The organism is Alkalihalophilus marmarensis DSM 21297 (genome assembly GCF_000474275.2).
Classification (GTDB): domain Bacteria; phylum Bacillota; class Bacilli; order Bacillales; family Bacillaceae_D; genus Alkalihalophilus; species Alkalihalophilus marmarensis.
This window is the reverse complement of record NZ_ATAE01000039.1, coordinates 1-10,891: the sequence shown is the minus strand read 5'-3', so window position 1 is coordinate 10,891 and position 10,891 is coordinate 1. Positions and strand designations below refer to the sequence as shown.

Annotated in this window: 9 protein-coding genes; 8 read left to right on the top strand and 1 reads right to left on the bottom strand. The window is 43.1% G+C overall.

Annotated features, from left to right (window positions below):
* Positions 1-107: 107 nt before the first annotated feature.
* On the bottom strand, positions 108-695 hold the full coding sequence (gene clpP / locus A33I_RS14625; RefSeq protein ID WP_012960397.1) for an ATP-dependent Clp endopeptidase proteolytic subunit ClpP: 588 nt from the start codon (positions 693-695) through the stop codon (positions 108-110).
* Positions 696-1,393: 698 nt separating this feature from the next.
* Between clpP and rpoN the strand changes: the two genes are divergently transcribed.
* From rpoN to eno, 8 genes are all read left to right on the top strand, one after another.
* Positions 1,394-2,734: an RNA polymerase factor sigma-54 gene (gene rpoN, locus A33I_RS14620; protein WP_022629085.1), complete on the top strand. Its 1,341-nt coding sequence runs from the start codon at positions 1,394-1,396 to the stop codon at positions 2,732-2,734.
* Positions 2,735-2,751: 17 nt separating this feature from the next.
* Positions 2,752-3,009, top strand: coding sequence for a glutaredoxin family protein (locus A33I_RS14615; RefSeq protein ID WP_022629084.1), 258 nt, complete (start codon positions 2,752-2,754; stop codon positions 3,007-3,009).
* 155 nt (positions 3,010-3,164) lie between these two features.
* On the top strand, positions 3,165-4,184 hold the full coding sequence (locus A33I_RS14610) for a sugar-binding transcriptional regulator (RefSeq protein ID WP_022629083.1): 1,020 nt from the start codon (positions 3,165-3,167) through the stop codon (positions 4,182-4,184).
* A gap of 124 nt (positions 4,185-4,308) precedes the next feature.
* Positions 4,309-5,316 (top strand): type I glyceraldehyde-3-phosphate dehydrogenase, encoded by a 1,008-nt coding sequence (gene gap, locus A33I_RS14605; RefSeq protein WP_022629082.1) that lies wholly within the window; start codon positions 4,309-4,311, stop codon positions 5,314-5,316.
* A gap of 96 nt (positions 5,317-5,412) precedes the next feature.
* A complete protein-coding gene (locus A33I_RS14600; RefSeq protein ID WP_022629081.1) occupies positions 5,413-6,594 on the top strand; it encodes a phosphoglycerate kinase in 1,182 nt (393 codons plus the stop codon).
* A 21-nt stretch (positions 6,595-6,615) separates the two neighbouring features.
* Entirely contained in the window at positions 6,616-7,371 is a 756-nt protein-coding gene (tpiA, locus tag A33I_RS14595) for a triose-phosphate isomerase (protein ID WP_022629080.1), read from the top strand.
* Positions 7,368-8,897 carry a 2,3-bisphosphoglycerate-independent phosphoglycerate mutase gene (gpmI, locus tag A33I_RS14590; protein ID WP_022629079.1) on the top strand — a complete coding sequence of 510 codons (1,530 nt, stop codon included), beginning with the start codon at positions 7,368-7,370 and terminating at the stop codon, positions 8,895-8,897. Before tpiA ends, gpmI begins: the two co-directional genes overlap by 4 nt.
* A 21-nt stretch (positions 8,898-8,918) precedes the next feature.
* Positions 8,919-10,208 carry a phosphopyruvate hydratase gene (eno, locus tag A33I_RS14585; protein WP_022629078.1) on the top strand — a complete coding sequence of 430 codons (1,290 nt, stop codon included), beginning with the start codon at positions 8,919-8,921 and terminating at the stop codon, positions 10,206-10,208.
* Positions 10,209-10,891 lie beyond the last annotated feature (683 nt).

Below are 10,891 nucleotides of genomic sequence, written 5' to 3'. Positions count from 1 at the left end.
GTAGTAATGTTATTTATTATACAAAAAAGTACCCTATAGGTAGACTTTTTTTAAGTGTCTACTCTATAGGGTACATTTTAAAATGCCGGGTGGTTTTCTTGTTGTGCTTATTTTTTTGGTGAAGAAATGACTTCGTCAATTAAGCCGTATTCTTTTGCTCTTGAGGCAGTCATAAAGTTATCACGGTCTGTGTCGCGTGCGATTACTTCTAATGGTTGACCTGTACGCTCAGCAAGAATTTTGTTTAATGTTTCGCGCATTTCAATAATGCGGCGAGCATGGATTTCGATATCAGAAGCTTGCCCGCGTGTTCCGCCAAGCGGTTGGTGAATCATAACTTCACTGTTTGGAAGAGCAAGACGTTTGCCAGGCTCACCAGCAGCAAGAAGGAATGCCCCCATAGAAGCTGCCATACCGATACAAATAGTTGATACTTTTGGCTTGATAAAGTTCATCGTATCATAGATCGCCATACCAGCTGTGATCGAACCACCTGGGCTGTTAATATAAAGAGAAATATCTTTTTCTGGATCTTCTGCTTGTAGGAATAAAAGTTGAGCAACAATAGAGTTTGCTACGTTGTCATCAATTGCACTACCAAGCATGATGATACGATCTTTAAGTAGGCGAGAGTAGATGTCATAAGCACGCTCACCTCGGTTTGTCTGCTCAATAACTGTAGGAATTAAGTTCATAATCAGTTCCTCCTTATAATGGATTGTTCTAAAATCATTAGGCTGATTCTAGCTGTCTTGCCGCCGTTTGGTAAACAGTTTCTTATGTACGAACGGCTTTTTAAATATATGTACATCATACCTAATAGGTCAAAGAAGGTCAAATGTTTTGCCTCCTCTATTACATACTATTCCCTATGTTGGTGCTTAAACCCTTCTTACATCATAGCCGAATTTAAAGTAGTTCAAACGTGGAATGCTTTTGGCTGGTCTTAAAAGAAGTCAAAGAGCGACTTCATATTGTTTCCTCTAATTTTTCTACATACCAGAACACTCATCTCCACTTTTCTTGTCTAGCTCATTGGCTCAGGTATTCGGATGCTTCACTTTGTCAAACGAAGTCAAGAGCGGACTTCTCATTGCCAAAGCTCCACCACCTTCATACCTTAACGAGCCAAATTCACTTTTCTTGTCTAGTTTCGACGTCTATTCGCTCGAGGTTCTTTCCGTCCGTCAAACGAAGTCAAGCCCGGACTTCTAATTGACGGCCATCAAGACTAGTCGCTCATAAACGAGACGTCTTAACTTTTCTGTAGTATAATGGCTTTAGTTGGTCTGATTTTTATTTGTATTCATACTATTTTAGTAAGCGCTTACAACGCGTCTCACATATCTGGTTTTTATGGTATGATACTTTTACGGAAGGAAGGAGGAAGTTTATGCAGTTTGGTCTTTTTCAACAGCAGACAACAACATTAATTATGACGCAGCAGCTGCGCCAGGCGATTAATTTGTTGCAGTACTCCACAACAGACTTGTCCGCCTTCATACATGAACAGGCACTTGAGAATCCATTAATTGACTTACAAGATCAAGCTTCTATGCAAGCGGGGAGCGAATCTTCATATATAGGGGCACCGGCACCGAGGTCCGGTAGCACTAGAAAGAGTGAAGACGAGGCATCGCCTATTGACTATGCCCTTGTTGACCATAAAAGTTTGAGTGAGCACTTAGTTTCCCAAGCTGGGGAGATTGCTTTATCGGAAGAACTTGAGCGTCAGCTTCATTATTTTATTTTCAGCTTGAGAGAAGACGGCTACTTTTGCCGCCCGTTTGAAGAGGTGTGCAGTGATTTAGCGATCTCGACAGAAGAGGGAGAAGATGTTTTGCGTATTTTGCAAAGCTTTGAACCTGCCGGGGTAGGTGCTAGATCTCTTTCGGAATGTCTTCTCCTGCAGCTCAAGCATCTTTCAAATAAAGCGCCATTGGCTGAAATCATTGTTTCTCGGCATATGGAGGATCTTGCCTCTAAAAAATGGAAGACTCTTGCGGCTGAATTAGATGTGACAATGAGTGATATCCAAGATGTGTACGACTTAATTCAAACACTAGATCCGCGTCCGGGCACCCAGTACTCAGGGGAGCCTACGAATTATTTGATACCGGATCTTTCAATTACATGGAAGAATGGTGAGTTAGTCGTGCAGTTAATAGATGACTCCTTGCCGCCAATCAGGCTTAACCGTGATTATGAACAGCTTCTGCATCGTTCGAATCAAGCGGAAGTGACTGAATATGCTAAGCAAAAGTATCAACAGATTCAATGGCTTCTAAAAAGTATTGAACAGCGTCAACAGACGATTAAAAAAGTAGCCGAAGCGATTGTCCGTCATCAGCGCGATTTCTTTGAATCAAAAAGCGGGGTATTGAAGCCGCTGACACTAAAGGATATTGCTGAAGAAATTGATATGCATGAGTCCACTGTCAGCCGTGCAACCACTCATAAATACGCGCAGACACCGCGCGGGCTGTATGAGCTGAAAGCATTCTTTACATCAAGTGTGAAGAACGGCTTCGGAGAATCGACCTCCAGTCAATCAATCAAAGAGTTGATCAAAGAGCTGATTGCAGGTGAATCGAAGCAAAAGCCATTATCAGACCAAAAAATTGTCACATGGCTTGAGAGTGAAAAAGGAATTACTGTATCTCGCCGTGCGATTGCGAAATACAGAGATGAGCTTGGGATTCTGTCTTCCTCAAAGCGCAAGAGGTATGAATAGGAGATGAATAGTGACGCATGCTACAAGTAGTAATGTATTCGAAAGAGCAATGCCCGCTTTGTGATAAAGGGGAGCAGATGCTTCAAGAACTAAAAGAAGAGCTTCCTTTTGAGTTATCGGTAGTGGATATTTATAAAGACGATGACCTGCTGTTGAATTATCAACTGATGATTCCAGTTGCAGCGGTGCAAACAGAAGAAGGCATCGAAGAAATTGATTACGGGCAATTATCAAAAGAAAAAATAAGAAAACGTTTACTTCAGATAATTGGGTAAATATCGCTTGTAACAAGATCATATCCTTGTTAAAATGAACGTGAAGATAAGGATTTGATCTTTTTTTACCCATATCGGGACGTAAAATGACTGCGCGGGACACAAAATAACCCGATAGGAATTTTATGTGAGTAACGAATGAGGAGTTTTGTGTGATGCGAGTATTATTAGATATTCAGCAAAAATTATTACCAGACTTGCTCGATGTTATGGTAAAACGTTTCAAAATTCTCCAGTACATTCGTTTGATGCAGCCGATTGGTAGAAGAAGCTTATCCACAAATCTGCAAATGTCAGAGCGAGTGCTGAGAACAGAAGTGACGTTTTTAAAAGACCAAGGACTCGTTCACTTTGCCACATCAGGAATGACGGTTACACCTTCTGGAGAGGCGCTTTTTTACCAGCTGGAAGATGTAATGAAAGAATTGCTTGGTCTTAGAAATCTTGAAGAGCAAGTAGAGTATAAGCTTGGTGTGAAAAAGGTATTAGTTGTCGCTGGAAATAGTGATGAAGACCATTGGGTAAAGCATGAACTTGGACGTGCAAGTGTGGCTGAGCTGAAAGCCAAACGCGAACCAAGCGATGTTATTGCTGTAATGGGAGGAACCACACTAGCCGCTGTTGCTGAAATGATGACGCCTGATGCAGGAATGCGAGATGTCACGTTTGTGCCGGCACGCGGTGGATTAGGTGAGAACGTAGAAAATCAAGCCAATACAATCAGCGCCGAGCTTGCAACTAGAGCAGGGGCTCAGTACAGGCTGCTTCACGTTCCTGACCAACTAAGTGAAGAAGCTTATTCTTCTCTTGTATTAGAGCCTTCAATCGGGGATATCCTAAAGCTGATTAAATCAGCCCGTGTGGTTATTCACGGAATAGGTGAAGCCAATACAATGGCGTCACGCCGAGGATCTAAGAGCACGTTTATCGAGAAGATTGAGCGGGAACAAGCGGTAGCAGAAGCATTTGGCTACTACTTTAACCGTGAAGGTGACATTATTCACAAACAGCGTACAATCGGCCTGCAGCTTGATGAGTTAGATAACAAGTATGTGATAAGCGTTGCTGGGGGAGAATCTAAGGCAGAGGCCATCTCTGCTTACATGAAATACCGCCCAAGCGATGTGCTGATTACAGATGAGTCTGCAGCAAGACGATTGCTTGAAATTGAGTAAAGCATAATCGAGTAAACATAATGATGGTAGATAAAAGGGTAACGCCCTTTTTGATATAGATAGGATGCTAGTTACTTTAGTATTTCTTATCAAAAACTTACTTACTACTAGGAGGAATTTTATCATGGCAACAAAAATTGGTATTAACGGTTTTGGTCGTATTGGACGTAACGTATTCCGTGCAGCATTAAATAATCCGAACGTTGAGGTTGTAGCAATCAATGACCTTACAGATGCAAACATGCTTGCACACCTTCTAAAGTATGATTCAGTACACGGTGTACTTGATGTAGAAATCGAAGTGAAAGACAACGCATTAGTTGTAAACGGAAAAGAAATCAACGTATCTGCTGAGCGTAACCCAGCTGAGCTTGCTTGGGGCGATCGTGGAGTAGAAGTAGTAGTAGAATCAACTGGCTTCTTCACTAAGCGTGAAGATGCAGCGAAGCACATCGAAGCTGGCGCTAAGAAAGTAATCATCTCAGCTCCTGCATCTGATGAAGATATCACAGTTGTTATGGGTGTTAACGAAGACAAGTACGATGCAGGAAGCCACCACGTTATCTCTAACGCATCTTGTACAACAAACTGTCTTGCACCATTTGCAAAAGTTCTTAACGACAAATTCGGTATCCGCCGCGGTATGATGACAACAGTTCACTCATATACAAATGATCAGCAAATTCTTGACCTTCCGCACAAAGACTATCGTCGTGCTCGTGCGGCAGCAGAGAACATCATTCCTACAACAACAGGTGCTGCTAAAGCAGTTGCATTAGTATTACCTGAACTTAAAGGGAAATTAAACGGTGGTGCTATGCGTGTTCCTACACCAAACGTATCATTAGTTGACCTTGTAGCTGAACTTGATCAAGAAGTAACAGCTGAAGATGTAAATGCAGCATTCAAAGAAGCGTCAGTTGGTGCTTTAAACGGAGTTCTAGCATACAGCGAAGAGCCGCTTGTATCTGGTGACTACAACGGTAACCCAGCTTCTTCTACAATTGATGCATTATCAACAATGGTTATGGAAGGCAACATGGTTAAAGTCATCTCTTGGTATGACAACGAATCAGGTTATTCACACCGTGTTGTAGATCTTGTTGAATACATCGCTAAACAAGGACTATAATCAAATAAGATAGCAATGGGGGAGGAGAGTATGAGTACTAACTCCCCTTTCCGCTGTCAAGTATAGAGAGTAGAATGTGACTGGAGGTCCGATCTGATGAACAAAAAAACCGTTCGCGACATTGATCTTAAGGGAAAAAAGGTATTTTGCCGTGTGGACTTTAATGTTCCGATGAAAGATGGCGAAATCACTGATGAGACTCGTATTCGTGCAGCACTTCCTACGATTGAGTTCTTAGTAGAAAAAGGGGCAAAAGTAATTCTTGCAAGCCACCTTGGCCGTCCTAAAGGCGAGGTAGTAGAAGAACTTCGTTTAACACCAGTTGCTGCTCGTCTTGGAGAGCTTCTTGGTAAAGATGTCAAAAAAGTAGACGAAGCGCATGGTGCAGAAGCGGAAGCCGCTGCAAACAGCCTGCAAGATGGTGATGTGTTATTGCTTGAGAATGTTCGTTTCTATGCTGGTGAGGAGAAAAATGATCCAGAACTAGCTAAGGCATTTGCAAGCCTGGCTGATGTGTATGTGAATGATGCTTTTGGCGCAGCTCACCGTGCTCACGCTTCAACAGAAGGAATTGCGAAACACATTCCTGCAGTTGCCGGCCTTCTTATGGAAAAAGAACTTGATGTACTTGGCAAAGCATTATCTAATCCTGAGCGTCCTTTCACAGCGATTATTGGCGGTGCGAAAGTAAAAGATAAGATCGGTGTGATTGATAATCTTCTAGAAAAAGTAGACAACTTAATCATTGGCGGAGGCCTTGCTTATACATTCGTCAAAGCTCAAGGTCATGAAGTAGGGAAGTCGCTTCTAGAAGAAGATAAGATTGACTTGGCTCAGTCATTTATGGATAAGGCGAAAGAAAAAGGCGTGAAATTCTACATGCCAGAAGATGTGGTTGTCGCTGATGATTTCTCAGAAGAGGCAAATACAGAGGTAGTAGATATTGATTCGATTCCAGCTGATTGGGAAGCGCTAGATATCGGACCGAAAACACGTGATACATATCGCAGCGTAATCGAGGAATCGAAGCTTGTGATCTGGAATGGACCAATGGGAGTATTTGAATTAAGCGTATTTGCAAATGGAACAAAGGCAGTAGCTGATGCTCTTGCAACAAGTGATGCTTATTCAGTAATCGGCGGCGGAGATTCTGCTGCAGCTGTTGAGAAATTTGACTTAGCAGATAAGATGAGTCACATTTCTACTGGCGGCGGAGCATCCCTTGAGTTCATGGAAGGAAAACAACTTCCGGGCGTCGTTGCATTAAACGAAAAATAATACGAGGACGAGGTGGTTCACATGCGTAAGCCAATTATCGCAGGTAACTGGAAAATGAATAAAACGCTTGGCGAAGCAAAACAATTTGTCCAAGAAGTAAAATCAAACGTTCCTGCTAACAGTGAAGTAGATGCAGTAGTATGCTCACCTGCTTTATTTCTTGAAAGTCTCGTATCTGAGACAAACGGCACAGACCTTAAAGTAGGAGCACAAAATGTACACTTTGAAGAGAGTGGCGCATTTACAGGCGAAATCAGCCCTGTTGCCCTTCAAGACATGAACGTAGCTTATGTGATCATTGGTCACTCTGAGCGTCGTGAAATGTTTGCTGAAACAGATGAAACAGTTAATAAAAAAGTACATGCTGCGTTCAAACACAATTTAGTGCCAATCATGTGCTGCGGTGAAACAGACGCAGAGCGTGAAGCTGGAAAAACAAATGATGTTGTTCGCGAGCAAGTAGAAAAAGGTCTTAGCGGCCTCACAGAAGATCAAGTAAAAGAAACTGTTATTGCTTATGAGCCAATCTGGGCAATCGGAACAGGCAAATCTTCTTCAGCAGCAGATGCAAACGAAGTATGTGCATACATCCGTAAAGTAGTAGCATCTAACTTCTCAGAGGATGCTGCAAATGCAGTACGTATTCAATACGGCGGCAGCGTGAAGCCTGCAAATATTGCAGAGTACATGGCGCAAGCTGATATTGACGGGGCACTTGTTGGCGGAGCTAGCCTTGAGCCAAAATCATTTCTTGAGCTTTTGGAGGCAGGTAAATGAGCAAGAAGCCAGTAGCACTCATTATCCTTGATGGATTCGCCATGCGCGATGAAGTGTTAGGAAATGCAGTGGCACAAGCAAAAAAACCAAACTTTGATCGTTATTGGGACAAGTACCCGCATGCGACACTTGAGGCAGCTGGTGAGGCAGTTGGATTACCTGAGGGACAAATGGGGAACTCAGAAGTAGGCCACTTAAACATTGGTGCTGGCCGTATTGTGTATCAAAGTTTAACTCGTGTGAACCTTTCTATTCGTGAAGGAGATTTCTTTGAAAACGCGACCTTCCACGAAGCAATCAAGCATGTGAAGAGAAAGAATAGCGCACTTCATGTTTATGGGTTATTATCAGATGGTGGTATTCACAGTCATATCGATCATCTATTTGCCCTTCTTGAACTAGCAAAACGTGAACAAGTAGAGAAAGTGTACGTTCACGGATTCTTAGACGGACGTGATGTCGGACCAACATCAGCCGAAATTTACATTGAAGCGCTTGAGAAGAAATTAACCGAGCTCGGAACAGGCCAACTTGCCAGCCTGCACGGGCGTTATTATGCGATGGACCGTGACCGTCGCTGGGATCGTGTTGAAAAGTCATACCGCGCAATGGTTTATGGCGAAGGACCAGCTTATCAAGATCCGATTGAGCTGTTAAAAGACAGTTATGAAAACGGAATCCATGATGAGTTCGTCATTCCATCTGTGATGACGAATGAAGACGGTACACCAGTGGGTACGGTACAAGATGATGACGCGGTGATTTTCTTCAATTTCCGTCCGGATCGTGCGATTCAAATGTCACAAGTTTTTACAAACGAAGACTTCCGTGGGTTTGAGCGTGGACCAGCTCACCCAACAGGCGTTCACTATGTGTGTATGACGCACTTTAGTGAGACAGTCGACGGTTATGTGGCGTTTAAACCAACAAACCTAGATAACACATTAGGTGAGGTATTAGCACAACAAAACTACAAACAATTACGTATCGCCGAAACAGAGAAATATCCACATGTGACGTTTTTCTTCAGCGGCGGACGTGAGGAGCCATTTGAAGGAGAAGAACGTATTTTAATTGATTCTCCTAAAGTGGCAACGTATGATCTTCAACCTGAAATGAGTGCTTATGAAGTAACGGACGCACTCTTAGCAGATATTGAAGCAGACAAGCACGATGCGATCATCCTTAACTTTGCAAACCCTGATATGGTCGGACACTCAGGCATGCTTGAACCGACAATTAAGGCTGTAGAAACGGTGGATGAGTGCTTAGGTAAAATAGTCGATGCAATCATTGCTAAAGGCGGAGCGGCTGTCATTACTGCGGACCACGGTAATGCCGATGAAGTCACAACGCTTGATAATAAGCCAATGACTGCGCACACTACAAACCGAGTGCCTGTTATTGTGACACAAGAAGGTCTCACATTACGTGAAGATGGAATTTTAGCTGATTTAGCTCCTACAGTACTTGCCCTCTTAGGCGGCTCTCAGCCAAACGAAATGACTGGAAAGAAACTATTTTAAATTTTAAGGAGTGACTACATTATGACAATGATTACAGATGTTTACGCACGCGAAGTCCTTGACTCACGTGGTAATCCTACAGTAGAAGTAGAAGTATATCTTGAGTCTGGTGCGATGGGCCGTGCGCTTGTACCAAGCGGTGCGTCTACTGGTGAATATGAAGCAGTTGAATTACGTGATGGCGGCGAGCGCTACATGGGTAAAGGAGTTATTCAAGCAGTTGATAACGTAAATGACGTTATTGCTCCTGAACTTATTGGCTTTGACGCTCTAGATCAACTTGGTATCGACCAATTAATGATCGAGCTTGATGGTACAGAAAACAAATCTAAATTAGGCGCTAACGCAATTCTTGGTGTATCTATGGCTGTAGCTCATGCTGCTGCTGAAGCATTAGGTGTACCTTTATACGTATACCTTGGCGGATTCAACGCGAAGCAGCTTCCTGTTCCAATGATGAACATCATCAACGGTGGTGAGCACGCTGATAACAACGTTGATATTCAAGAATTCATGGTTATGCCAATCGGTGCTGAAAACTTCAAAGAAGCACTACGTATGGGTGCTGAAATTTTCCATAACCTAAAAGCTGTTCTTAAAGGCAAAGGCTACAACACAGCTGTAGGTGATGAGGGTGGATTCGCTCCTAACTTATCTTCAAATGAAGAAGCACTTTCAACAATCATTGAAGCAATCGAAAAAGCTGGTTACAAGCCAGGTGAAGAAGTTGTTCTTGCAATGGACGTTGCTGCTTCTGAAATCTACAACAAAGAGGACGGTAAATACCATCTTTCTGGCGAAGGTAAAGTTCTTTCTTCAGAAGAAATGGTTTCATTCTATGAAGAGCTTGTATCTAAATACCCAATCATCTCAATTGAAGATGGCTTAGACGAAAACGACTGGGATGGCTTCAAGCTGTTAACAGATCGTCTTGGCGGTAAAGTACAGCTTGTTGGTGACGATCTATTCGTTACAAACACAACAAAGCTTTCTGAAGGTATTGAAAAAGGAATTGGTAACTCAATCCTAATCAAAGTGAACCAAATTGGTACACTTACTGAAACGTTTGAAGCAATCGAAATGGCGAAGCGTGCTGGTTACACAGCAGTTATCTCTCACCGTTCTGGTGAAACAGAAGATGCTACAATCGCTGACATCGCTGTTGCGACAAATGCTGGACAAATCAAAACAGGTGCACCTTCTCGTACAGACCGCGTAGCGAAGTACAACCAACTTCTACGCATCGAAGACGAGCTGGCTAACGTTGCTCAATACGGCGGCCGCAGTGCATTCTACAACTTAAAGAAGTAATAAATGTATGAGAGAGAAGCGCATGACGATGCGCTTCTTTTTCTTTTGGAGATTACTTACCAATCTTGAAAAACAAGTACCTTAAACATGGGTTATAGCAAAGTCGCCGCTCCTGAAATATACTGCGCTTTCCGCGTGAAGCTGCTGAGCCTCCTCGGTCTAGGCCCTGTGGGGTCTCAGCCCTGCTTTACCTCACGCAGGAGTCTACGCATATTTCATCCGCTGGGTTATTGCTTTGTTGAAGAAGGTAGTGGGGTGTTTTATTTTTAGCTTCAAAGATGATCCAACTTAAAGTGCCTTAAACAAGGGTTATAGCATAGTCACCGCTCTTGAAATATATTTCGCTTTCCATGGGAAGCTGCTGAGCCTCCTCGGTCTAAGACCTCCGGGGTCTCAGCTTTGCTTTAGTTCCCATAGGAGTCTCCATATATTTCATCCGCTACGTTATTGCCTTATAGGATATTATGTAAAGTGATTTAGTTATCGTTCAGGTTCAATTCAAATTAAAAAAGACAGACATCCGCGTGTTCATTTGCTAAGATCACTGAACATCTGCTTATAATGGGAGCAACTATACGACATCCTCGCTCTGTTGATTGGAGCGGAAGGCACCGACTCCTGCGGGATGTGCGTGGCCAGGGAAGACCCCACAGGGCGTAAGCCCGAGGAGGCTTCCGGACCGC